The sequence below is a fragment of the Pseudomonas sp. PIC25 genome (assembly GCF_002286785.1).
GTDB lineage: Bacteria > Pseudomonadota > Gammaproteobacteria > Pseudomonadales > Pseudomonadaceae > Pseudomonas_M.
Genome location: NZ_MUJY01000047.1, coordinates 23,047 through 48,019, shown reverse-complemented (window position 1 = coordinate 48,019; position 24,973 = coordinate 23,047). Strand labels below are relative to the sequence as shown.

Genomic DNA, 24,973 nt, shown 5'->3' with positions numbered 1-24,973 from the left:
GTTTCGTTACTCCAGCACCCACTCCGCCAACTTCCCCGTCACCTGCGCCATCAGCACGTTCTCGATATCCCGCGCTCCTGCCGCGCTGCACTTGGCGAGCACGGCCTTGACGATGGCGGGGTCGAAGTCGAATTGCTTGCCGGTGGCGGCCCTGTAGCGCTCGCGCAGTTTTTCCAGCTTGGCCAGGACGATGCCTTCCAGCGTCGCTTCGTCCAGCGGGCGGTAGGGCACAACGGTCATGCGGGCGAGGAAAGCGGGGCGGAAGGCCTGTAGCAGCACCTTGCGCAGGCGTTCGTTGAAGGCGTCGCTGCCAAGCTGGTCGGTGGGGGTGTCCAGCACCAGTTCGGCGCCGACGTTGCTGGTGGCGAGCATCACGGTGTTCTTGAAGTCCACCACCAGGCCGGTGCCGTCTTCCATCACGCCTTTGTCGAAGACGTTGTAGAAGGCCTCCAGCACGTCGGGGTGGGCTTTTTCGATTTCGTCCAGCAGCACCACGGAGTAGGGCCGGCGGCGCACCGCTTCAGTGAGCACCCCGCCGGAGCCGTAGCCGACGTAGCCGGGCGGGGCGCCCTTGAGCTGGCTGACGGTGTGGGCTTCCTGATACTCCGAGAGGTTGATGGCGATGAGGTTGCGCTCGCCACCATACAGGGCGTCGGCCAGCGCGTAGGCGGTTTCGGTCTTGCCGACGCCGGTGGGGCCGAGCAGGAGGAACACGCCCACCGGTTTGGCCGGGTCGGTGAGGCCGGCGCGGTAGGCCTGGATGCGCTGGGCGATGGTATTCAGCGCGCTGTCCTGGCCCATCACCCGTTGCCCAAGGCGCTGGCCGAGGGTGCGCACGGCGTGGGCTTCGTCGGCGAGCATCTTGCCCACCGGGATGCCGGTCCAGCCGGCGATCACGGCGGCGACGGTCTTGGAGTCCACCTGTTCCGGGACCAGCGGTTCGTCCTGGCGGATGGCGTCCAGGCCAGCTTCCAGGCGCAGCAGTTCGGCGGCCAGGTGGTCGATTCGGCCGTCGAGTTCTTCGTCGGGCTTGTCGGCGTCGGCGGTTTCGCTGAGGGCGAGCAGTTCGCGGCGGGCTTCCAGCAGCTCGCGCACGGCTTCGCGCTCTTCCGCCCAGCGCGTTTCCAGCTCGCGGATGGCGGTGAGGTTGCCGGCCGATTCGGTTTCCAGGGCGGTGATGCGTTCGCTGTGGTCCTGGCCGGTGGTCTGCTCGCGGCGCAGGCGCTCCAGCTCCTCCTTCAGGGCTTGCTGGCGGTGGCGCAGGCTTTCCAGCGGCGGCGGAACGTCGTGCTGGCCGAGTGAGACCCGCGCGCAAGCGGTGTCCAGCACGCTGATGGCCTTGTCCGGTAGCTGCCGGCCGGAGATGTAGCGGTGCGACAGCTTCACCGCGTCATGGATGGCCGCGTCCAGTACCTGCACGCCGTGGTGCTGTTCCAGTTTGGCGGCGACGCCGCGCAGCATTTCCACCGCTGTGGCTTCGTCCGGCTCCTCCACCTGTACCAGTTGGAAGCGCCGGGCCAGGGCCGGGTCCTTCTCGAAATACTTCTTGTATTCCAGCCAGGTGGTGGCGGCGATGGTGCGCAGCTCGCCGCGTGCCAGGGCGGGTTTGAGCAGATTGGCGGCGTCGCTCTGACCTTCGGCGGCGCCGGCGCCGATCATGGTGTGGGCTTCGTCGATGAACAGGATGATGGGTTTTTCCGCGTTGCGCACCGCATCGATCACGCCTTTCAGCCGTTGCTCGAATTCGCCTTTCACCCCGGCGCCGGCTTGCAGCAGGCCGAGGTCGAGCACGCGCACGCTGACTTCCTTCAGCGGCGGCGGTACGTCGCCGGCAGCGATGCGCAAGGCCAGCCCTTCGACCACCGCCGTCTTGCCCACGCCGGGGGCGCCCACCAGGATCGGATTGTTCTGCCGGCGCCGCAGGAGAATGTCGATGGTCTGGCGAATTTCGTTGTCGCGGCCGACGATGGGGTCGATGCGGCCGTTGCGGGCGTCTTCGGTGAGGTCCTGGGTGTACTGATCGAGCACCGAGTCTTCGGTCGGCGCCTCCGTGCGTTTGCTCGTCGATGCCTTGCGCGCGCCAACCGGCGCTTCGCGGGAGGGCTCGGTCCATTCCAGCAGGTTGGCGCGCAGCGCCTCGCGGGAAATCCGCAGTAGCGACGAGGCGCTGCTGAGCAACAGGGTGCGGCGCTCTTCACGGTCGAGCAGGGCAAGCAGCAGCAGGCCGGAACGGATACTGCCCTGGCCGAGCACGCTGGCCTGGACCACGGCGTCTTCCAGCAGGCCGATGGTGTGGGTGGAGAGGGCGGGGGTGCGCGTGCTGCCGGCCTTGAACAGTTCCAGTGACTTATTGATCTCCGCTTCCACCGCGTCGCGTTCCAGGCCGAAGCGCGGCAGCAGGCAGGCGAAGTCGCCGCCTTCGATGTCCAGCAGTTCCAGCAGCAGGTGCTCGATCTCGACGTAGTGGTGGGTGCGCTGCATGCAGCGCTGGGCGGCGCGTTCCAGGGCGCGGCGGCAATCGGCGTTGAGCCGGCCGATGAGGGTGCCGAGTTCCATGTCAGGCCACCTCCGGCTGACGCAGGCGGATATCGATGCGTTGCTGCACGGGGGTGGCCTGCCGTTGCAGGCCACCGTTCCAGCCCAGCCGTGGCGGCGCGTTGCGGTCGAGGACCAAGGGCGTGGCACCGTCGATCAACAGGGTGAGCGACACATCGAGATCGGGTCCGAAATACATCGCGGTCAGGCTGGCGAGTTGCCGGTGATGGGCACCGCTGGGCAGGAATGACGATGCTTGCCGGGGCGACAACGGGCCAAGGGTCAAGCGGATGCCGGCATGTTCGTCCCAGACGTGGGTGCCGGCCACGGCGTTGCGACCCAGTTGCAGATTGCGCCCGGCGCGGCCCAGACGGCTGCGCGAGACGGGCGGAATGCTGCGCCAGGCGCCTTCGTAAGCGGAGAGCTGGGCCGGTATGCCGAAGTGGCAGCGGACGATGCCGGCGAACCCGGCCAGCGAGCGGCGCTGACCGGCGAACAACGCGGCGCGCGCCAGGAAGGCTTCGTCGGGTACGGCCTGGCGCTGGCGCACGTGACGCGGCAGCAGGCCGGTCAGGGCACGCAGTTGGGCTTGCACGGGGCTGTCTTGCGGCGCGGTGAAACCCAGGGCAATGCGGTGCTTGCGCAGCACGCGGTAGAGCAGGCTGAGCAGACGGTGCTGGAACAGGTCGAGGAATTCCGCCGGAGCGTGGTCCTTGCGGCGGGCGCGTTGTTGCAGCCATTCCTGGTAGGCGTAGGGCAGGGGACCGTCCGGGCCGCCGAGGCCGAATACCGGTGTGGTGAGCACCGGGACGGGCTCGCCATCGTCCACCAGCCGCTCCACCTGGCTGGAGGCGAACAGCGGCGTCAATGGGCCACGCAGGCGCACGGCCTCGCCGCTCGGGACGGTACTGCTGCCCAGCGGCATCGCATTCGGGCGTTCGCGTTCGAGCAGCAGTAACGCCTGCATCAGTTCGAACGCCTGTGGCTCGCGGCGCAGGCGGGCGCTCAGAGCGAGAGGGGCATTCCGGCCTGTGGCTCCCACGTCTTGATCTCCTTGTCGGCCTGGACCAGCACCGTGCGGACGAAGCGGTTGGCGTTGGCGTAGAGCGAGAAGAACTGCGCCATCACCCCGGAAAACAGCACGGCGCTGGCGCCGACGAAATGCTGCGGATCGACCGCGATGCGCACTTCCAGACCGTTGCGCCAGCCGCGCCAGGCATCGGCGCCGACACGGGCGACGACCCGCTCGCAGTCGAGCCGGACCAGCCCGTCGATCTGCCGGCGGGCGCTGTTCTCTTCGCGCAGGTTGTGCAGGTGGAGCATTTCCTTCAACGCGCCCAGGGCTTGTTCGCCCTCCACCAGGGAGAGGTGATTGAGCGTCAGTTGCGAGACCAGCTTCCAGCGCGATTCGCCGCCCAGCCGGGGCAGGCTCTGCGGGCTGGGCATGTTGCGCAGGCTGGCGCGGGCTACCGGGCCGGGGCGCTCGAACGCCAGCCGGGTGCCCGCACCGAGGCTTTCCGCCAGATGCCGGTTGGTGCACAGCAGGTCGGCGGTCAGGCTGTATTCGGGGGCATCGCGCAACGGATCGAAGGCGGTGTCCACCAGGCTCAACAGCAGGTCAGAGCCGAGCCGGTTCGGCGTCAACCCGTTGATGCGCCGTGCGTGCCAATAGAGCGGGCTGTCGCCCATGCCGTGCTGATAGCCATAGTAGGCCGGCACCTTCCGCACGCCGCGCGTCGAACTGGCGCGCAGCGTGCGGATGCTATGAATCTCCACGGAGTTCTCGCGGTGGCTGTCGGCGATCAATCGATATTCGCTGCGGGTGCCGTCCGGGCGCAGCGGCTCGGACGTGCGGGGGAACAGGTTGATCGCCGGTGCGCAACCGAGGGCGAGATCGCTGCGTTGCAGATTGAGGCGCGCCGCGGGCGCCTGGTCGAAAACCAGATAGAGGTCCAGCGCTTCGCCCGTATCCTCCGGCATGTCCAGGGGTACATCGAAGAAGGCGAACTTGTCCGGGTAGGCGAAGTATTCCGCCAGCAGGCGCAGTCCGGGATGCAGGCCGTCCTCGTCAGGTAGCAGGGCCTCGTCGGCAGCGAAGCCGACTGGAGAGGGTTGCCCAGCCTGGCGCTTCGGTGGTCTGCCGGCCGGGCCGCGGAGAATCTGCACGCAGTGGGCGCCGATCAGGTCATACAGCGTGGCATTGACCACCGGCGAGGCGGCCAAATGCAGCCGCAACTGCCGGATGGGCAGCTCGGCACAGGGCGTTTCGCCAAGGCTGCGCAGAGTCAGGCGCAATGCCGAACGTGCCTGTGGCACGCCGGTCAAGGCCTGGGTTTCCTCCGCACAGAGCAGCACGGCGTCGCTGATTTCCAGCGGCCAGAGGGTGACCTCGGCGGTGGTGCGGAAGTGAACGCTCTCGCCGTTGCGGGTGGTGACGAACAGCGGCGTATCCCTTGGCAGCGCATAGCCTTCGGCGAGGTTGCCCTTGGTCGGGTCCGGTTCGAACTGAACGACGGCGGCGGACGGCAGTGGCCGCAGGGCCAGCGGGTAGAGTTGTTCCAACAGGGCGTCGCTGAACTCGGCGTAGTCGTCGTCGAGCCGGCGTTGCAGGCGCGCGGCGAGTAGCGAGAAACCCTCCAGCAGCCGCTCCACATGCGGGTCCGGACATTCGCCGGGGGCGAGCTCCAGGCGCCGGGCCACCTTGGGGTAACGCTCGGCGAAGCGGGCGCCGGCATGCCGCAGCCAGGTCAACTCGCGCTGGTAGTAGTCCAGCAGTTCCTGATCAATCGAATCGCTCATGCCGCACCTCGAGTCCATCGTCGGCCGGGTCGATCACGAAGGCCACCGGCCAGCGCCGATTGCCTTCGCGCAGGCTGCCGGTCAGCCTGATGGTCAGTTTCCGGGGTTGTTCGGGGGTGGGGGTCGCCTCCACCGTGTCCAGCGACAGGCGTGGCTCGAAGCGGGCGATGGCGTCGCGTATTTCGCGGGCCAGCAGGCGGCGGTCGTCGCTGCGCTCGCCATGCAGGGCGCTCCAGTCGGGAATCCCGTAGTCGATGATGCTCAACTGTGGCAGACGCCGCCGCGTGGCGCGGCGGGTATTGAGCAGACGGCGCAACTCGTTGCGCACGGATTCCGCCAGCGCGTGCCGGTCGAAGACCGGCGGCGCGGGGTGCTCTTCGTCGTCCGAGGCCAGCCGCTCGAACAGTGGCGGCTGACTTCCTGCCTCGTATACGGCCATGCTGATGCTGGCTTACTTGACGAGCTTGTTGGCGGCCAGATCCCAGGTGGAGGCGGCGGTGCCTTCCTTGGTGCCGTCGTCTTTCTGCGCGGTCAGCTCCCACTTGATCTTGGTGAAGTTCATGGAGAGCGTTTCCACCGGCTTGCCACCGGCGCCGCCACTGACGCTGACGTTGGAGAACACCACGTTGTTGAGGGTGTAGATGATGAACGGCAGCACCTTGCCGTCACCCTCGGCGGCGTTGCGCCCGACCAGGATTTTCACTTCCGGCAGGGGTTTGCCGGCGCAGCAGTATTCGTTGAGGGAGGGGGTGGAGCTGTCGACGAACTTGGTGACGGTGAATTCGCCGATGTGCGGCTTGCCCGAAGTCCGTTCTGAGTTGCTGACGTCGTTGGTAACCTGCATGGCCACGTTGTGGCTGTAGGACATCAGCTCGATCTTGTCCTTGTAGCCTTCCAGCAGGCAGTCGCCTTTGATGTCGCCGCCGAGGTCGAGAATGATTGCATCCATCGCTTGAAACTCCAGATGTGTATAGGCGCGCTATGAGAGAAAACATCCCCGCCGGGCATCCCGGCGGGGAATCGGTCACGCCGCGACCGGCGGCGGCAGGGTGGCAACCAGGCGGATCGACGCCGTCAGTTCCTCCAGTTGGAAGTGCGGGCGCAGGAACACCGTGGCGCGGTAGCAACCCGGCTTGCCGGCGACCTCGGTGACGTCCACCCGCGCTTCGCGCAGCGGGTACTGCGCCTTGATCTCCTGCGGGGCGTTGTCGTTGATCAGCACATAGTCGGCGATCCAGTTGTTCAGGTAGCTCTGCACGTTATCGCGGGTCATGAAGCTGCCGATCTTGTCGCGCATGATCACCTTCAGGTAATGCGCGAAGCGCGACGCGGCGAGCACGTAGGGCAGCATCGCCGAAATCCGCGAGTTGGCATTCGCCTCGTTGGTGTTGTAGACCTTGGGCTTGTTCGCAGTCTGCCCGCCGAAGAACACCGCCATGTCGGTGTTCTTCTTGTGGCAGAGCGAGATGAAGCCCAGATCGTTCAGCTCCTTCTCGCGGCGGTCGGTGATCGCCACTTCCGTCGGGCACTTCAGCGAGAGGTCGCCGGAACTGGTGCGGAAGGTATGCGCCGGCAGGCCCTCCACCGCGCCACCGCCTTCCGCGCCACGGATCGCGGCACACCACCCGTAGAGGGCGAAGGCTTCGGTGATGCGCTGGGCCAGCGCCCAAGCCGCATTGCCCCAGAGGTACTTGCTGTGGTCGGTGCCGGTGACGTCCTCGACGTAGTTCATACCTTCCACCGGGCAGGTGTCCGGTCCGTAGGGCAGGCGCAGCAGGAAGCGCGGCAGCACCAGGGAGACGTAGCGCGAATCCTCGCTCTCGCGGAACGAGCGCCACTTGATCAGCTCCAGGCTCTCGAAGATCTTCGCCAGGTCACGTGGCACGGCCAGTTCGGTGAAGCTGTCCATGTCGAACAGGCGCGGGCTGGCGGCAGCAATGAAGGGGGCATGGGCGGCAGCGGCGACGTTGGAGAGTTTCTCCAGCAGCCCGATGTCCTGCGGGTGCCGGCCGAAGGCATAGTCGCCCACCAGCAGGCTGAAGGGATGGCCGCCGAAGGTGCCGTACTCTTCCTCGTAGATTTTCTTGAACAGTGCGCTCTGGTCGAATTCGACGGCCTTTTCCAGATCGGTTTGCAGCTCCTTCTGCGTCACGTTGAGCAGGCGCAGCTTGAGGCGGGTGCTGGTCTCGGTGTTCTGCACCAGCATGTGCAGCCCGCGCCAGGTGGCTTCCAGCTTCTGCATGTCGGGGTGATGCAGGATCTGGTTGAGCTGGGCGCTGATCAGCTCGTCGATCTGGCCGATGCGGTCGTTGATCATGGCCACGGTGTCCTTGTCGATGGCCATGCCTTCGTCGAGAACCTGGGTGGCGAATTCCGCGAGCATGTCGCGGGCATAGTCCTGCTGGCTGTCATCGTGGGCCATGCGGCCCTCGGCGATGATGCGGTCGAGCAGGGATAACGTCTGGGTCGTGCTCTCGCTGGTTTGTTCGCTGGCGGTGGCCATGGCGACTCCTCCGTGGAATAGGGCTGGCGATCAGGCTTGGGGTTCGGCGGGTGCTTCGCCGTCGGCGGCCGCGGGCTCGGCATCCGGGCGGGCCGATTTGATTTCCTGGAGCCCTTCGGTATTGGCCACGACTTCCTGGAGCAGCTTGTCGAGGTCGTCGTTGCCGTCCAGCTTGGTCAGCAGGTCGCGCAGGCGCTGGCGGGCCTCGAACAGGCGGCGCAGCGGGGTGACCTGCTTGACGATGTTGACCGGGTCGAAGGCGTCGATGTGGTCGAACTGCAGCGCGACGTTCAGCTTGCTGCCGTCGTTGCTGAGGGTGTTGTCGACCTGGATGGCGGCGCGGGGAGCGACCGAGGCGAGGACTTGGTTGAAGTTGTCGCGATCGATCTCGACGAAGCGGCGCTCGCCAAGCTTGGGCAGCGGCACCTCCGGCTTGCCGGAGAGGTCGGCGAGGATCCCGACCACCAGCGGCAGCTCCTTCTTCTCGATGGCATCACCGATCTCGACGTCATAGGTGATCTGCACGCGGGGCGGGCGGACCCTGTCGAGCTTGTGCTGAGTACTTTCGGCCATGGCGGCTTGTCTCCGATGCAATGAGCGAGAGCGCAACGCATCGGTTTCCCTTGGCCATCGCACTCCCTTGCTGGACCACAGACTCGACAGGGTGGGGCTCTCCCGTCGCTGTCGCTGGCGATCCCTCCGATTCGTCGTACGACGAACTATCCAAGACGCTAGAACAGGTCTATAAAAACGCAAGCTGAAAAATTTTCCGATGGAAGTCCGATGACGCAGGGATGTCCGTTTTTCGCGCGTGCAATCTCGGTACTGATCGTGCTCCTGGCACTGTCCGGCTGCTCCCTGTTCGACCCCAAGGTGGAGCTGGACAGGCTGCGGCTGGATGTGGCACCGCGTGCCAACGACAACACGCCGATCGCCGTGGACTTCATCGCGGTGCGCGATGCCGAGCTGCTCAAGCAACTGTCCGGCATCCCCGCCCGGCAGTGGTTCGCCGAACGCGAGCAGTTCCGGCGCGATTACCGTACGCAGCTTTCGGTCTGGAGCCTGGAGCTGGTGCCGGGCCAATTCATGGAATCCAACGACTTTCCGCTGGCCGGCGAGCCGTCGGCTGGACTTTTGGTCTTTGCCGGCTATAACACACCCGGGGTCCACCGACTGCGTCTGGATGACCAGCGCATGGTCTGGTTGAAGTTCGAGAGCAGAGACATGCGGCTGCTGGGCGGCGAAGAGCGCTGACACACGGCGGTTACAGGTCTCCACGGCGTTTCCGTCGCGATGTGAAGGGAGTCGTATGAGCGCGTTACCGGACGTGGTGTGTTGGCACGAAGGCATGCAGTTGCTGCCCCAGCACTTCCAATTGCAAGGACTGCGCGCCGAGGCGCTTGCAGCTCACTTCGCCAAGGCCTGCAACCCCTGGTTCTGGGGTGTCGAGCACCTCGAGATCGATCCCTCCGCGCTTTGCGCCGGCAAGGTCCGGGTGACCGCCGTCGATGCGCTCCTCCCCGACGGTTTGCCGGTCCGCCTGAATCTCGCCAACGACGGTGCGCTGGAGCTGGATGTGGCCGACGCAATCGCCGCGTCCGGTAGTCCCTCGGTCACCGTCTATCTGTCCGTCAGCCCGTTGTGGCGGGGCGGGCAATTGCTTCCACTGAACGGGCGCCTCACCTCGGTGGTGGGCGATGCGGTACCCGACCTGGCCAGCGGCGAACATCCCGAGCCCATCGTCGTCTGGCGCCCGAATGCGCGCCTGACCACCGATGCCAACAAGGCCGACTCAATCTGCCTGCCGCTGCTCAAGGTCGGCAAGCAGGGTGGCGGTTACGTGCAGCTTGCCTATGTCCCGCCGACCCCGCGCATCCTGCCCGAGTCTCCGCTCGGCCAGCAGGTGGCGGCGTTGTGCGGGCGGGCGCGGGAGAAATGCCTGTTTCTCGCTGGCCGCTTGCGGAACGCCCAGCAAGCCGGCAACCGCGACGATGCCGACGAAATCCGTCGCCAACTGGCCGCGCTCTGGGCACGTCTGCCCGAAGTGGAGGCGGCACTGAACAGCCGGGTCGCCACGCCGGCGGGCCTGCACGCGCTGCTGGCCGGCATGGCCGGCTCCTGGTGCGCCCTCGATCCGATCGCCGGCGTGCCCGCGTTCGCCCCGCTGGACTTCCTGGAGTTGCAGCGTGGCTACGCGGAAGTCCTGAACTGGCTCGGGGCGACGCTGGAACGGGTCCGTGCTGGTTATCGCAGCATTCCGTTCGAACAGGACGGCCAGGGCTTCCACCTTCAACTGCCGGACCGCGACCAGCCGCGCCAGCGCCTGGTGATCGGTCTGCGCATGCCGGCGGGAGCCAGCGACCATGTCGCCGCGGAGTGGCTGGGCCGGGCGATCATCGCTTCCGAAGCGCATATCGCCACCCTCGCGCGGCAGCGCATGAGCGGTCTGCCGCAACAGGCTATGAGCCGGCAGGAACAGGTGGCCTACAGTGTCGGTGAAGACACCCGGCTGTTCGTCGTGCAGGCAGCGGGGGAGTGGTTCGATCCGCAGCAGAAACTGCGCATCGTCCAGCCGGGCAGCGGCGGGGGCATCGGGCCCTGGCAGGTGGTGCTGTTCATGGCGGCGGACGATACCGTCTAGAGAAAAGGATGCAGTATGACGGGAGGGAAGGTTGGCCAGGGCATGGGCGGGCTCGATGAGTCCTCGCTGAGTGCGGCGTTCAGACAGGCCTGGCGCGAGTGGCGCGAAGTCTGGCACGAGTTCGAGAAGGACGACGACAGCGACGGGCAGTTGGTAGCACGCACCGCCGAGCAGGCGACCCGGGCGACCCGGCGCCTGTGGCGCAGCGCCTTCGCCAAAGTGGGCGACTCCGCGGGCGAGCAGGTTAAAGCGATGGTCTATGCGTTCGTCGCGCTGCTCGACGAGACGCTGGTCTTCACCCCCTGGGCCGGGCAGGCGGGCTGGCAGGAAAAGCCGCTGGAAGCGCGCCTGTACGGCAGCCGCAATGCCGGAGAGCGATTGCCGGTCGCCATCAAGAAAATCCTCGACGAGCGCGCGCCGGCCACCCGCGATCTCGCCAACGTCTACCTGCAATGCCTGATCCTCGGTTTCCACGGCCGTTTGCGCGGCGAGCGTGGGCAGGCGCTGCACGAGAAATGGCGGCATGCGCTGTTTGCCTTCGCCTGGCAGCGTGATCCGGATTTCGCTGATGTTTCCGATCTGCTGGAGCGACCGGTGGCGGTGGAACCGAAGCGCCTGCCGGTGCGCCGCTCATTGCCGGACGGCTTTCGCCTGGGCCTCGGTATCCTGGGGCTGGTGGTCGTACTGACGCTGGTCGGCCATCTGTTCTGGCGCGACATCGCCGGCGAGCTGGAGCCGGTCCTGCATCTGGCCGACCCCCTGATGGCGGAGAACAACGCATGAGCCTGCCGGCGATCGTCGTGCTGGTGGTTGGCGTGCTCCTGCTGCTGATCGCCGTGGGGGTTCTGGTCTGGTGGCTGCGTACCCAGGCGGGCTCCGCCGCCCGCAGCTTCTACGGTGCGGTACGCAGCATGGAGCACGACCAGGGCCTGCATGACCGTTACCAGAATCCCTGGCTGCTGATGCTCGGCGACGAGCGTCAGGGCGCGGAGCTGTGTGCCGGCTGGCACCTGAGCCCGACCGGCAAGGCCGGCTGGTTCGGTCGCTGGTGGGCGGACAGCGACGGCTCCGTGCTGGTGGTGCCGGACGCATTGTTCATGCCTGGCGAAGGGCTGGCGGGGCAGGCGACGGCCTGGTGGCGGCTGCTCAGTCTGTTGCTGCGGCTACGTGCCCGCCGGCCTCTGGATGGTGTGCTCTGGTGCATTCCCGCCACGCTGCTGCACAGCGGCGAGCAGGCCTCGGCCCAGGGGCTGATGGCCCGACGCAAATTCATCGACCTGTTGCAGCGGCTCGGGCTGAGCCTGCCGGTCTATGTGGTGGTGACCGACATGGAAGAAGTCGCCGGCTTCCAGGAGCTGCTGGCGGCCCTGCCCAAGGATGCGGCGGAGCGGATGCTCGGCTGGTCGTCGCCTTTTGCTTTGGACGCCGTCTGGCAATCGCACTGGAGCGACATGGCGGTGGATGCGGTGAGCCGATCGCTGTCCGAGGCGGTAATCGAGATTGGCGCGTTGTCCGGACAGGTGAGCGAAGACCTGTATGACTTGCCGCAGCAGTTCGAGGCGATGCGCGGGAACCTGCAGGCACTGCTCGACCCGGTGTTCCAGGGCAATGCCCTAGGCGAATCGCCGCGTCTGCGCGGCCTGTATTTCACCGCAAGCCTGTCGCCGGCCAACGACGATCCAGCGGCACCGATTGGCGCCGATACGCCTGTTCATGCGGGGCAAGCCCGCTTCGCCCGGCCGCTCTGGCGCCATCGGATTCTCGCGGAGCAGGGGCTGGCCCAGGCTGTCCCTCGGATTCTCCGGCTGCGGCAGCGCTGGCACCGTGTCGCGGGCGCCAGTGCGACGCTCTTTGGAGTGTTCTGGCTGGTCGCCATGCTCTGGGTCTGGCACGACGCTTCGCGGGATGCCGACGCCCTGGCCGATCTGCTGGAGCAGACGCAGAACGGCTACCTGGCCATCGAAGGCGATGCCAATCGCGAGGCCATGAGCCGGCACAACGTCCAGACCTTCTGGAACCTCCTGCAACGGGCGCCACGCTGGCACTACCGCTCACTGGCCTATCCCACCTCCTGGTTCTCCGGCCTGGACGTGCGCCTGGACGACGTGCTGAAAAGCACTGCCCGTCACCATCTCTACCAGCCGCTGCGCGATGTGCTGGTCGCCGATCTGCGTGCGCTGGTGCAGATTCGCAACACCGGGCGGCGCTCGAACATCGACGGTGACGACCCCGAGAGCTGGGAGACCTACGTCAAGGCCAACACCCTGCTGCAAGGCGCCCTGCAGATCGAGCAGCAGAACAAATGGCTCGCCCAGGCCCTGGGCAATCGCAAGAACCCGCTGGACGACCTCGCCCAGCTCGCCAACAGCGCCCTGGGCCTGGACCTCGATGCCCGTACCTTGCCTAAGGAGGCCTTCTACAACCGCCTGCTGGGCGAGGCGCCTCCCGCAGGTATGACACCGCTGAACCTCCAGGCCAAGCGCGGAGACATCGCCGAACATTTCGAGCAACTCATGCAGCTCTGGCTGACCCGTTACTTCGTCGCCGACAACTTCAGCCGCCCGGCCGGTTACCTGCGCCTGTACACCCGTAACCTGCAAGCCGGCTCCGGCAATTCGCTGGAAGAGCTGGAGGAGATCAACAGCCTGATCGACAACCTGCACAGCCTGATCGCCGTGACCAACTCGACCTGGAGCCGGGGCTCCGGGGGCGATCTGGTGCCCGGCTACCGGGCGCTGCTGGACAGCGTTCGGCAGAGCGTCCTGCTCGGCCCGCAGGTGGAGCAGGCGATCAACCAGGAAGCCGCCCACTTACAGAAAAGCTTCCGCGATCAGTGGGTCGCCCAGGCCGGCATGCGTGACAACCTGCTGGTCCAGCAAGGCAACGGCACGGTGGACCTGGAAGATGGGATCAAGGGGCTGGACAAGGCCATCGACGGGCTGTTCCGCCGCGACTTCGTGGCCAGCGCGCTGCGCAAGGAGCGCGAGGAGGGCGCGCGCTACGGTCTGACCATCGATGGCGACGGCATGGGCGCCGCGCTGCGCTATTTCGACAGCTACAAGGCCTATGTCGACCAGGAGCTGCCGCAGATACCGCCGGACTACCGCAACGCCTTGCTGGACGCCGCCAAGAGCGCCGCCGCCATGGCCATGTGGAGCCGCCTCGAACCCGCCACGCCGACAGTGGCCCGCTCCGGCTACGAGCAGACCTTCGACGTCCCTGCGGACAAGGCGCTGCAACTGCAGAAGGCGTTCGCCGAACTGCGCCGCCCGGACCTGTCGGAAGCGCTGCTGCGCAACCTCAACCAGCGCGCCCTGGTCGATGTGCGCCGCGCCCAGAACGAAATCGAGGCGCAGCCGGTCCTTCGTCAACGCTTCGACCTGAGCGCCTGGGACGGTACGAAAAACCTCGGCCTGCAACTGTTCCGCGCCAGTGATCCGCAGGAACTTAAGCAGAGCCTGGCGCAACAGTTCGCCGTCATGCAGAAGACAACCCAGGACCACGCGGCCGCGCTGGACTGGCTGAAGATGCAGCGGCAGTCGTTGTCCCTTGTGGACTACGAGGCGGTTTCCCGACTCGTCGCCCTCAGCGAAGAAATGGTCAAGTACAAGGCGCAGAATCCAGCCAGCTCACCTGCGGCCCTGGAGCAACTGGCCAGTCGCGATCTGGTCGAAATGGACGCCGGCTCCTGCGCCACCGTACTCCGAGGTGCCAACCTGATTTCCGGCATCGACGACCTGTCCCGGCTCGGCCAGAACCTCCATGAACAGGCCATGCAGCGCTGCGGGGTTCTTCAGCGCCAACGCGCCGCCCTGGCCTGGAACCGGCTGGCGGACTATTTCGACCAGTACCTGGCCGGGCGCTTCCCGTTTTCCTACAGCACCGAAGCGGCTGACGCCGATCCCGAGCGGGTGCGCTATCTGCTGCGGCTGCTCGACGAGAATCTGGCCCCGGCGGAGGAGGGGTTGCAACTCAGCCAGTCGATGGACGTGCTGGCGGCGCAGGACTTTCTCGCCCGCCTGAAACAAGCCCGCGACTGGCTGGCGCCCCTGCTGGTGCGCGATCAGGAAGGCATGCTCGGCTTCGATATGGAGGCTCGCTGGCGTACCGACCGAGCCGAAGAGCGGGGCGCCGACCAGGTGATCGCCTGGGAGCTGCAATCCGGCAGCCAGGCCATCGTCTACCCGCGCGAAGACAACCAGCGCCTGCGCTGGACCATCGGCGAGCCGGTCAAGCTGGTCCTGCGCTGGGCGAAGAATGGCTCGCAGCGCCCGGCGAACGACCCGCTGCAACCGAACCTGGCGGTTGCCGACCTGGAGGCCGGCTGGGAATACACCGGCCACTGGGCGCTGTTGCGGCTAGTACGGTCGCACATCTCGGTACAGCGCCAGCCGAGCGTCGACTACACCGACTTCCCCCTGACCCTGCAATTGCCGGTCTACGCCCCGTACAGCACCGACACCTACGCGCAAATGTTCATGCGCGTCTCGTTGATGGCCCAGGGCGGCAAGGCGCCGCTCTCCGTGCAACCCCTGCCGGTGCGGGCGCCGCGTTCGCCCTTCGCCGACGCCACCCTGACGGCCCCGTTGGCCAGTTCCGAGGTGTTGCCATGAGTCTGCCCATGCATCCGCCGCAGCCGTCGCTCGACGAGCTGCTGGAACCGATTTCGGACACCGCGCCCTGCGGCATCAACCCACGCTACGACGCGGACTACGACCGCCTGCGCGAAGCCCGCCGCGAAGACGACGCCAGCCTGCCGACCGGTGTCTGGCAGGCGGAAATCAAGCGCGGCGATTGGCCGCTGGTGGAACAACTGGCCAGCGACCTCCTGCTCAAGCGCAGCAAAGACCTGATGGTCACTGCCTGGTTGGGCGAAGCCTGGCTGCACCGACGCGGGTTGGAAGGGCTGGAACAGGCGCTGATGCTGCTGGTCGGGCTGTGTGAACGCTACCCGGACGACCTGCATCCCCAGGCGGAGGAGGGCGACCAATCGTGGCGGGCCACGCCGCTCGACTGGCTGTACCGCCGCTATGCGGAAATACTCCATACGCGCTTGCGTCTGTTCGAGGTCGCCAGCGATGAGTTCGGCGCCTACACCCTGAGCGACTGGCAGCAGCTCCAGCATCGGCAGGTTCTCAGCGGCGACAACAAGGCCGCCAAGGCCGACGCCGAAGCCGCCCGGCACGCCCAGCAGAAACTCGACGAACGGGTGCGCGGTGCTCCGTTGCCATACTTCCAGCGCTGCCGGGCCAACCTGGAATCCGCCACCCATTCGCTACAACGCCTCGAAGCGTGGAGCGACGCCCATTTGGGCGACAGCTCGCCCACCTGCAGCCCCTTGCGCGACGTCATCGTCCAGTTGACCGCGCTCATGGAGGAGTTCATCGCCATGCACCCTCAACCGATCCTGCCCGTTACCGAACAGCGCGACAGTGCTGAAACCGACCCGGTACCGGAAAGCCGTGCCATGGCCCCAGCCACCGTGCTGCTGAGCCCGACCGCACCGGCCAGCCGCGAAGACGCCTATCGCCAACTGATGCTCATCGCCGACTACCTGGCCAAGACCGAACCCCACAGCCCGGTGCCCTACCTGATCAAACGCGCCGTGGAGTGGGGCAACAAACCCCTCAGCGAACTGCTCGGCGAACTGATCACCGCGGATTCGGAGTCGCGCAGGGTGTGGGCGTTATTGGGGGTGTTGCCCTGATCACTCTGCTTCGGCTCCGGCTCGCGGGGCTTCGAACGAATCGTTCGCGCCGGCCGAATCGCATGTCATGAAAAGGAAGTGCTGAGGGGGTCTTCGCCAGCAGAGCTGGCTCCTACAAAAGCAGGTGCACATGCCTCCGAACCTGTGAGCGGATTCATCCGCGCATACACCTGTTCGGTCCATCGCGAATGAATTCGCTCCAAGGTCCGGGCGTGCTCTTTGTAGGAGCGAGCTTGCTCGCGATGAACCCCACTACATCACAGGCACCGAACTCCAGCTTGCCTGGCACGACGGATGGGGATAGGCTTGCCGGGCTGTCGCAAAATCGGCAGCTCGGGATTGGCGTCTCGATGTACAGGTAAACGAAACCGCACTTCGGAGCGGTTTTTTATGCCGTGCCGTGGTTGCACCTGTGATGGGACCGTGGCGACGGAGCTTGAGCATCAGGACAACGCCAATGCAACGCACTTTCCTCGCACGCCTCGAATCCCTGCATTCCTCCCTCGATACACTTCGCGGCGCCGACAGCGCACTCCTCAAAGCCAACCACTTCGACACCCACCTCAACGAACTCGCCGCCCTCATCGGCGAAATCCAGAAACTCCAAGACACCCAACAAATCCTCAACGACCTCGGCGGCGCCCTGAGCGTACTGCTCGAACTCCTGTTCTGCTCAGACGACCACAAATTTCGCGGCTGCCTGCTGCACTGTTTGCTGGAGCCGTTTCAGGACAAGCTGAATCAGGCGATGGATGGGTTGGAGAGGGTGGTGTAGGGCAGGGGGTCATAGAAGCATCGTAGCCACACGACCTGGAGCTGCCGGTGGGAACCGGCAGTAACCGGCCAGGAGCTGCCATTAATGTACTGTCGTCAGAGCCCGTACCTCTGCCCGAAGGCGGCGCTCCCCCGATTTTCTGCTACCACCCCCCTTCGACAGCTACATCCTTGAGTTTCACCGTCTGAATTTCCCCCTTCTCATCGCTTACCGTAAGTGCTGATGGAATAGGCTTCGGGGGCCTTCGATACCAAGCAATGCATGCCTGTATCAAGTCGTTCTGAAACTGGCTTTGGGCGATCTGATTTCTCAGGTATTCAGTCAACTCGATATTTGGATCAAAGAAAAAATCCCCGTCGAATCTCAGCGCATTATGAGAGCCGGTCATAGACTTTATAAGACGCTGGAAAGATTTTGGCGGGGGAATAATTTCGAGTCCTGAAGAGATAGCGTGCTCGTTGAAAATCGGGCTCATGAAATCGATTAGATGGTCGCCGCAGGCAACCATTGCATGAAAAGCGTCGCCGGAACTATGTATTTCGCGGCCATCGATTGTGGCGAAACACAAAACATTAGCCCCCTTTTCATTGACCATAAGACAAACAGCTCCAGCAAGTGGCTGCGCATCTTTTCCGTAGTGATACCGAAGGATTGCTGCTCCTGCGACGCTGAAGAACCAGCATGCGTGGTCAGTTGTTGCTCCGGCCGAGTCTAAAACGCTGCGGATAACGCGGTGAATGCGCAGATAGTCGAGGAGAGGAATGAGTTCGTGCTTCTTCTTGCTCATGGTCGTCCCTAGCGGCTGAAGGTCTCTTGCAGATTCTAAGTAAGAGCCAACACATGGGTGGGATGCAAGGCAATCGTGTCACCGCACGGGTGAAACATGATGTGCGTCAGCTCTGGGCGGGCGGGTGCTACAAAAACTGGTGATGGCCACCCAATCTTCAGGAAATGAAGGCTACGCGAGTACCGTCCCCGTGGCCGACGCCGTTTATGCCTGGAACCTGCTAGATCTAAATTGCTAGGACGATCCAGTCTAATAAGGCAGCTAGCGGCCAGTAGCGGACGTGTGGGCCGATAAATAAATCTGTCCTCTTTTCCACTAGAGACAGGGGCTCCTGAAGTTTTGACGTGTTTGAGTGCTGACCAAAACAGTCTGCATGCGGCAGAATAATAGCTAATATTTAGAAGGTAATCTATAATTCTAACGCACTTGGCAATGCCGATCATCGCCCTATAAAAATAATTGCCAATTCTAGAAAGGGAGAATCACGTGACGAAATTCGGATTTGCAAAAGGGTACGCCCAAGTTTCGTATGAAAGGCTTTTACTCACCCAGCCCGACTTTAACTTCCAAGGGCTATGGGAGAAAGATGGCAGGTACTATATAGCTTGTAGCGATATCGCGACTGCTATCACTTCAGACGGAACACCTCTAAAAAAATGGTTTGATGAACACTGTAGAGTAATTGCCTATCAAGTAGACTTGATAGAGACGCCACCGCCGGGTGCAACTCGACTACCCGCCCGCACAGTAGAGCAGCTGTCGCAGTTACATGGTGCCCCACTGAACGCTGTTCAATTCTATCTGGAAATCAAGCGACAACTGCCGAAAAACTTTCCAGAATTCAACATTCAGGATTTCCCTGACAAGTTAATTTTCACATCAACCAAACCTTTAGACCCTGACCAAATTACGGAAGCAAACATAGCCGTTGCCAACCTCGGAATTAACATCGATACCGAATTTAAGATTGCCGACACACCTCTCTTGGTCACCGCCGCTCAATTCGCCACATATCGCGAGCGAACAGCTTGGCCAACCGCAGTGCTAGATATCCATGATGAAAGTGAGCAGAGGTGGTTTGATTCCCGCATCTCACTTTTTACCGATGCCCCTACTGCAACTGATGTCCGTAGAGATTCTGGCACTGCGTGCTTCATAGACTGCTCGTTAGGCACGCCAGGCAATATTCGAAACTACCTAACAACCTATAGCGACATATACATTGCCCCACCATTAGGAGACTTTGAGCCTTTCTTAAAGCATCTCAAAATCACCAGCAGCGATTTGAGAACTTTAATCGAAAGGCGACGAGTAACGCTGGTGCTTCCGCATGATCTACATAAATATGACCCAAAAGGATTGGCAGAGCACTTAGAGCTAAGTTCCAGCAATGCCGTAATGCATAGGCAGCTCGCGGTAGCAACCATCCAAGAATCGAGGAGAAGAAATCCCTTGATGTATCCACCAATTGACAATGAGTCCAGAAGAAAACTATTGGACCTAATGATTGGTGACGCTGAAAATCTTGAGCGCAAATTCTTAAGGATCGCCCGCGACCATTTTGGTGCTAGTTGGTCCTCCCTAGAAGCAGACTATTCAACGTTGGGAGCGGTTGCAGGCTTGCAACACGGCTCAGCAAGGCTGCTTGCAGAAATGGTATCTGCCGCAACTGGCCAGAATCTTAATCCATTGCTGATGTACAGCACGCTTTCTGTTGAGTGGTCAGCAGCGTTGAATGCTAACTTCTGCCCTACAGATGCTGGTGGCGCGAATATCGAAGCAATGGCAACTGCCGCCGCCAGCTTTATAACCGGAGTTCCAAACAAAAACTTCATAGACCCTATTACGAAACTCGACACTATCATAAGCGACTTACTAGTTCTGGATAATGCGGCGCCGATTCGCGAGGTACTCGATGCATTTCAAGCTGAAGAGATATCAAGACTTAACAAAATATTAAGAGACTGCAATTTTGAGACTAATGCGACCAATCAATACATCTCTGATATCAACGAGAGGGTTAAGCAATTTGAATACATCCAAAAAGGAGCAAAGAAGCGGGATATTCTGGGCTTGGCCGGGGCATTAATTCCCGCCGCGCTAGCAGGAACCACAGGTGGTCTTGGGGTTCTCGCTGCGTGGATTCCATTCGGAGTTTATGTCGCACAAAGAATAACCAGCAATGAAGATAGAGAAGGGAATCCGGTCACCGACTGGCTGAAAGCGAAGAACACCTTTACTACTAGTGAAACGGTATTTATTAGCCGCATGCGAAAACGTGAATGAAAAACTCTAGGGCATATTTATTAGGCTGCTGTCCGCTACTGGCCGATTCTGTTGAAAAAGTAGCTGCTTCCCTATGCCTTCGGCAGAATTGCCCTGTCAGCGAGCGCGGGGGCGAACAGCATGATGGGACAGTTACCGGGAGGACAGCAGCGGTTGTTCTACTCGTTCAACTTGGAAGAGCATGTCCCGCCGCAACACCTCCTGCGCAGCATCGACCAGTGCCTGGATCTCAGTGACCTGCGCGCCCACCTGGCGGATTTCTATAGTCCCATCGGGCGACCCTCGATTGACCCGGAGTTGATGGTGCGCATGTTGGTCGTCGGCTACTGCTATGGCATCCGCTCCGAACGACGGCTATGCGAAGAAGTGCACCTCAACTTGGCCTACCGTTGGTTCTGCCGGTTGGGTCTGGAGGATGAAGTCCCCAATCACTCGACCTTCTCGAAGAATCGCCACGGCCGTTTCCGTGACAGCGATCTGTTCCGCTGGTTGTTCAATGAGGTGCTGCGACGCTGCATGGCGGCTGGCCTGGTCAAGGGCGAAGGCTTCGCCGTCGACGCCAGCATCATCAAGGCGGATGCCAGCCGGCAACGTGGGGTGGCGGGAGATGAAGTCGATTGGAGTGATCCAAAGCTCAGCAGCCGCGCCGTACGCGAGTACCTCGAAGCCCTTGATGAAGAGGCGTTGGCTGAAGCCCTCCCCAAGAAGATTTCACTCACCGATCCGCTGTCTCGTTGGACAGCAGCGCCAGGCGGCCCGGCTTACTTTGCCTACTCCACCAACTACCTGATCGACACCGAGCACGGCGTGATCATGGATGTAGAAGCGACTCCGGCGCATCGTATCGCCGAGGTCGATTCGACCAGGACGATGGTTGAGCGTGTCGAAGCGCAGTTCGACCTCACACCGGAACGCCTCATCGGCGACACCGCCTATGGCACTGCGCCGATGCTGGCCTGGATGGTCGAAGAGAAGAACATCGAGCCGCATGTGCCGGTGTGGGACAAGACCGAACGCAAGGACGACAGCCTCTCTAGTAATGACTTCCACTGGAATCAGGAGGCCAATGAATACCGCTGCCCAGCCGGCAAACCGCTGCGCAGTGCATGGCGCACCTTCACCCAGCAAAGATCGCGGGTGACCAAGGCCAACACCATCATCTACCGCTCCAGCCAAAGCGACTGCGCCACCTGTCCGCTGAAAGCGAAGTGCTGCCCCAATACCACATTCCGCAAGATCGCTCGGAGCATCCATGAAGCGGCCCGTGACGTGGCGCGACGCATCGCCAAGACACCGGAATACCTCGTCTCTCGTTGCGAACGGAAGAAGGTGGAGATGCTGTTCGCCCACCTCAAACGGATCATGAAACTCGACCGTTTACGACTGCGTGGGCTGACGGGTGCGACTGACGAATTCACCTTGGCCGCGACTGTGCAAAACCTGAGGCGTATGGCCAAGCTGCTGCCTCACGGGCCACCGATCACGGGATAGGTGCGCCTGCGGCGAGCAGAAACCCTCGAATTAACCCTCAGACCTGGGCAAGGAAGCTCAGTGAAATGCCGAAAGGCAACTTGAAGTGGCTTCCAGCCACTTCGACAACAGGCACATCCGACCGGCCGGCTGCCGCTGAACCTACTTTTTCAACAGAATCGGCCGATTTCTGCCAGCAGTTACGCTCAGCAGAAACGCTCATGCCGTATTAACACTCACACCCCAACCACTCCCCGAAACCCTCTCGCCGCGTAATACGACTGCACCCCGTTGTGGTACACGAACACCCGCCCATAACGCCGGTCGCCGAACAGGGCGCCGCCAAGGGAGCGGACGTCGGGCGGGGTGTCGAGCCAGGTGGAGGTCTTCTGGTCGAATTCGCCCAGGGTTTGCAGCGCGCGGTATTGGTCTTCGGTCAGCAGTTCGATACCCATTTCGTTGGCCATGCCGACGGCGCTGTTTTGTGGTTTGTGTTCCTTTCGCGCTTCCAGGGCGGCGTTGTCGTAGCAGAGGCTTCGGCGGCCTGTCGGGCTTTCCGGAGCGCAGTCGCAGAAGGTGAAGCGTCCGGTTTCCGTGTCGTGGCCGATTACGTCCGGTTCGCCGCCGGTGGCCTCCATGGCCTGGAGCGATTTCAGTGCGTCGGGGTTGCTTTCGAGCCTGGCCTGGACGTCAGCCCAGGCGATGCCTTCGTGGCGTTGTTTGTTCTGTTCGAAGCGGTTTTTCAGTGTTTCGAGCAGTTCGTTCCGTGCTTGTTCTTTCATGTCCTGAGCCTGTTGTGGCGTGAGATGGCCCCGGCTCGCCGGGGCACGTCTGGGCGTCAACGCACTTGCTGAATCCGTATGAGGTTGCCGGCCGGGTCGCACACTGCGCAGTCGCGATAGGCCCGGTGGAACTGGCGACTGAAGTGCCCGGCGGACATGTGCGCGCCGCGGGCCAGCGCTTCGACGTCGAGAGGCTAGAGGCGTAGTCGCGGTCGATGCGATCCCGCGCGCGCCGCAACCGGACCAGTTCGCCCAGGCGCTGCGATGGAGTCGTTCCTTGTGTCATCGGAATGTCCTCAGCCTTCCCGGGTCGAAAGGGTAGCAGTTTTCCGTACCAGAGGCGGCTGCGGGGCAGGGGAGAGGTTTGTCGGTGAAGGGGGCAGCGAAAGCTTGGTACGCCTTTCGTCGAGGCAGGGCTAGGACGGCTCAACTACCTCGGAGGCGAGTGGTCGTCTTAGTGAGAGCCTCAGCGCCAATTTTCCCAATCGCGGAGCGTATGCCTGAACGGACAACGCCGCGGGCTCATGACCTGCGGCGGTGCACGCTGAGCGCTTCTGGGTCAGGTTCGGAATCGTCCGACCAGGCCGTGCAGTTCGCTGGAAAGGCTGGAGAGATGTTGCGAGTCGCGGTGCGCCGACTGGGCGAGCTGTTCGACCAGCAGCGCGTTGTCCTGGATTTGCGCGATATGCCGGTTGATATCCTCGGCGACCTGGTGCTGCTCCTCCGCCGCGGCGGCGATCTGCGTGTTCTGGTCGCGGATGTGGTCGACCGACAGGCGAATCTGCTCGAAGCTCTCGCTCGCCATGCGAATCCGCTCCACGCATGCCTGTGACATTTCCAGACTGCTTTGCATCTGCCGGGTGACTTCTTGGGTGCGTCTCGCGAGCCCACCCAGCAGGCTATCGATCTCGCCCGTCGAGTCGGCAGTACGTTTGGCCAGGGCCCGTACTTCATCGGCCACCACCGCGAACCCGCGGCCCTGTTCGCCAGCGCGGGCCGCCTCGATCGCGGCGTTCAGCGCCAACAGGTTCGTCTGCTCGGCAATCGAACGAATGGTATCAAGGATGGCGTTGATGTTCTGGCTGTCCTGTTCCAGTACCTGCATGGCCTGGGTGGACTGCAGGAGGTTTTCGCTGAGCCGGGAGACGCTGCCCGTGGCTTCTTCGATCTGGGCTTGGCCGGTGTGCGCCTGGCGTTGGCCCGAGTCCGCCGATTCGGCGGCTTCGCTGCAGGAGCGGGCCACTTCGTTGGCGGTGGCGACCATCTCGTTGAAGGCGGTCGAGACCATCTCGACGGCTTCCCGCTGGCGCTCCGCCGTGCCGCTCATGTCTTCGGCGACGCGGGCGGTGGCATCCGAGGTCTGCCGTAGTGCGGCCGATGCCTCGACGATGCGTTGCACCAGTTGGCGGATGGCGCCCTGGAACTGGTTGAACCATTTGGCGAGCAGGGAGGTTTCGTCGTTGCCGCGCACCTCCAGGCTGTGGGTCAGGTCGCCTTCGCCCTGTGCGACGTTTTCCAGCCCGTTGGCCACACTGCGGATCGGCCCGACGATGATGCGGGCGAAGACCGTACCGACTGTGGCGAAACAGACCGCGAGAAGCAGGGTGACGAGGCCGATCTGCCAGGTCAGGCTGTTCGTCTTGGCCATGACTTCGTCGCGTTCGATGAGCCCGATGAAGCGCCATCCCAGGGCTGCCGACGGCCAGACGTTGGCCATGTAGCGCTTGCCGTCCAGTTCGACGTTCACCCGTCCTTCCGCGTTTGCCAGTCGGTCGTAGCCGGGGCCGAGGTCTGCGATGGACTTGAAGTTGTGCTCCGTGTTGCTGGGGTCTACGAGCACGTTGCCGCCATTTTCCACCAGCATGATGTAGCCGCTCTCGCCCAGTTTGATCTGCTTGATCAGGTCGGTCAGTTGTTTGAGCGAGACGTCGACGCCTACGACTCCGGCCAGGTTACCTTGGGCATCGTTCACGGTACGGACAGTGCCGATCAGCACGGCATCGTCCGCCGGCCAGTAATAAGCGCTGCTGCGAACCGTCTGGCCGGGCGCGGCAATGGCCGTCTTGTACCAGGGGCGAACGCGGGGGTCGTAGCTGTGCAGCTTTGGGTCATCCGGCCAGATGGCGTAGCCGCCATCCACCCGTCCATAGGAAAGGTAGGCCGTCGTGGGGTGCGTGCTGGCATACCGGGTGAAGAGGGCCAGCATCGCCTGGTTACTTTCGGGAAGCGGTGTAGCCGCCGCATCGGCGGACGTGTAGTTCTTCAGGGCAGGGGCCGCCACGATTTCCGGGAGTTTGGACAGGTATTCGACGTTTTCACTGATGGCGTCGAAGAACATCCGCATGGCGTTTTCGATCTGGCGGATTTCCCGCCCGCTGCCATCCAGAAACTGCTCTTCGGCCTGCGTTCGCAGGCTGTATATGACGATGGCCGAAACCAGGATCACGGGAATACAGGCAATTGTCGCAAAGGCCCAGGTCAGTTTTTGTTTTATGTTCATGAGTTCCCCACTGGAGGGCGGTGTTGCGTTTGGAGGATATCGAGGGTGTCTCTAACAAATCGTATCGGCTTGCAGGGATTGAGCTTGAGACAGGAGGGCGGTTGCAGCCAATCGATCCGCCGAGCGGTATCGATCGCATTGGCGAGCCGCTGCTCCGGCTGCTTTCGTGCTGAGCGATCCCACTGACG

General features: G+C 63.1%; 18 protein-coding genes and 1 pseudogene. 8 read left to right on the top strand and 11 right to left on the bottom strand.

Features of this window, described 5'->3' with window-relative positions; genetic code table 11:
- Positions 1–6 precede the first annotated feature (6 nt).
- The 7 genes from tssH to tssB form a co-directional block, all read right to left on the bottom strand.
- The gene (gene tssH / locus BZL41_RS04760; protein ID WP_095598233.1) at positions 7–2,556 is read right to left on the bottom strand and encodes a type VI secretion system ATPase TssH; all 2,550 of its coding nucleotides are present in this window, start codon (positions 2,554–2,556) and stop codon (positions 7–9) included.
- A gap of 1 nt (position 2,557) precedes the next feature.
- Entirely contained in the window at positions 2,558–3,577 is a 1,020-nt protein-coding gene (gene tssG, locus BZL41_RS04755) for a type VI secretion system baseplate subunit TssG (protein WP_095598232.1), read from the bottom strand.
- Complete coding sequence (tssF, locus tag BZL41_RS04750; protein ID WP_095598231.1) at positions 3,541–5,334, bottom strand: type VI secretion system baseplate subunit TssF; 1,794 nt, start codon at positions 5,332–5,334, stop codon at positions 3,541–3,543. Before tssF ends, tssG begins: the two co-directional genes overlap by 37 nt.
- Positions 5,318–5,773 carry a type VI secretion system baseplate subunit TssE gene (tssE, locus tag BZL41_RS04745; protein WP_095598230.1) on the bottom strand — a complete coding sequence of 152 codons (456 nt, stop codon included), beginning with the start codon at positions 5,771–5,773 and terminating at the stop codon, positions 5,318–5,320. Before tssE ends, tssF begins: the two co-directional genes overlap by 17 nt.
- Positions 5,774–5,785: 12 nt before the next feature.
- Positions 5,786–6,283, bottom strand: a complete 498-nt coding sequence (locus tag BZL41_RS04740) for an Hcp family type VI secretion system effector (RefSeq protein ID WP_095598229.1) — start codon at positions 6,281–6,283, stop codon at positions 5,786–5,788.
- A 75-nt stretch (positions 6,284–6,358) separates the two neighbouring features.
- On the bottom strand, positions 6,359–7,837 hold the full coding sequence (gene tssC / locus BZL41_RS04735) for a type VI secretion system contractile sheath large subunit (RefSeq protein WP_095598228.1): 1,479 nt from the start codon (positions 7,835–7,837) through the stop codon (positions 6,359–6,361).
- Positions 7,838–7,867: 30 nt separating this feature from the next.
- A complete protein-coding gene (gene tssB / locus BZL41_RS04730; protein ID WP_095598227.1) occupies positions 7,868–8,410 on the bottom strand; it encodes a type VI secretion system contractile sheath small subunit in 543 nt (180 codons plus the stop codon).
- Positions 8,411–8,620: 210 nt separating this feature from the next.
- Here tssB and BZL41_RS04725 point away from each other — a divergent pair, with 210 nt between their 5' ends.
- From BZL41_RS04725 to BZL41_RS04700, 6 genes are all read left to right on the top strand, one after another.
- Positions 8,621–9,091: a type VI secretion protein gene (locus BZL41_RS04725; protein WP_095598226.1), complete on the top strand. Its 471-nt coding sequence runs from the start codon at positions 8,621–8,623 to the stop codon at positions 9,089–9,091.
- A 55-nt stretch (positions 9,092–9,146) separates the two neighbouring features.
- Positions 9,147–10,478: a type VI secretion system baseplate subunit TssK gene (gene tssK, locus BZL41_RS04720; protein ID WP_095598225.1), complete on the top strand. Its 1,332-nt coding sequence runs from the start codon at positions 9,147–9,149 to the stop codon at positions 10,476–10,478.
- A gap of 15 nt (positions 10,479–10,493) precedes the next feature.
- Positions 10,494–11,261, top strand: coding sequence for a DotU family type IV/VI secretion system protein (locus tag BZL41_RS04715; protein ID WP_095598224.1), 768 nt, complete (start codon positions 10,494–10,496; stop codon positions 11,259–11,261).
- Positions 11,258–15,091 carry a type VI secretion protein IcmF/TssM N-terminal domain-containing protein gene (locus BZL41_RS04710; protein ID WP_095598223.1) on the top strand — a complete coding sequence of 1,278 codons (3,834 nt, stop codon included), beginning with the start codon at positions 11,258–11,260 and terminating at the stop codon, positions 15,089–15,091. Before BZL41_RS04715 ends, BZL41_RS04710 begins: the two co-directional genes overlap by 4 nt.
- Positions 15,088–16,185 carry a type VI secretion system protein TssA gene (gene tssA / locus BZL41_RS04705; protein WP_095598222.1) on the top strand — a complete coding sequence of 366 codons (1,098 nt, stop codon included), beginning with the start codon at positions 15,088–15,090 and terminating at the stop codon, positions 16,183–16,185. Before BZL41_RS04710 ends, tssA begins: the two co-directional genes overlap by 4 nt.
- A 457-nt stretch (positions 16,186–16,642) precedes the next feature.
- On the top strand, positions 16,643–16,960 hold the full coding sequence (locus BZL41_RS04700) for a DUF1484 family protein (RefSeq protein WP_095598221.1): 318 nt from the start codon (positions 16,643–16,645) through the stop codon (positions 16,958–16,960).
- Positions 16,961–17,102: 142 nt separating this feature from the next.
- Here BZL41_RS04700 and BZL41_RS04695 read toward each other — a convergent pair whose 3' ends face one another.
- Entirely contained in the window at positions 17,103–17,747 is a 645-nt protein-coding gene (locus BZL41_RS04695; protein WP_095598220.1) for a DUF2026 family protein, read from the bottom strand.
- Positions 17,748–18,233: 486 nt separating this feature from the next.
- Here BZL41_RS04695 and BZL41_RS27730 point away from each other — a divergent pair, with 486 nt between their 5' ends.
- Both BZL41_RS27730 and BZL41_RS04690 read left to right on the top strand, forming a co-directional pair.
- The gene (locus BZL41_RS27730; RefSeq protein ID WP_143518020.1) at positions 18,234–20,033 is read left to right on the top strand and encodes a hypothetical protein; all 1,800 of its coding nucleotides are present in this window, start codon (positions 18,234–18,236) and stop codon (positions 20,031–20,033) included.
- Positions 20,034–20,153: 120 nt separating this feature from the next.
- Positions 20,154–21,524 carry an IS1182 family transposase gene (locus BZL41_RS04690; RefSeq protein WP_095598219.1) on the top strand — a complete coding sequence of 457 codons (1,371 nt, stop codon included), beginning with the start codon at positions 20,154–20,156 and terminating at the stop codon, positions 21,522–21,524.
- A gap of 215 nt (positions 21,525–21,739) precedes the next feature.
- Here BZL41_RS04690 and BZL41_RS04685 read toward each other — a convergent pair whose 3' ends face one another.
- From BZL41_RS04685 to BZL41_RS29350, 3 genes and pseudogenes are all read right to left on the bottom strand, one after another.
- Positions 21,740–22,285 (bottom strand): DUF4256 domain-containing protein, encoded by a 546-nt coding sequence (locus BZL41_RS04685; protein WP_095598218.1) that lies wholly within the window; start codon positions 22,283–22,285, stop codon positions 21,740–21,742.
- Positions 22,286–22,844: 559 nt separating this feature from the next.
- Positions 22,845–23,573: a methyl-accepting chemotaxis protein gene (locus tag BZL41_RS29355; RefSeq protein ID WP_371916481.1), complete on the bottom strand. Its 729-nt coding sequence runs from the start codon at positions 23,571–23,573 to the stop codon at positions 22,845–22,847.
- 126 nt (positions 23,574–23,699) lie between these two features.
- A pseudogene (locus tag BZL41_RS29350) lies at positions 23,700–24,785 on the bottom strand (cache domain-containing protein); the annotation flags it as partial.
- Positions 24,786–24,973 lie beyond the last annotated feature (188 nt).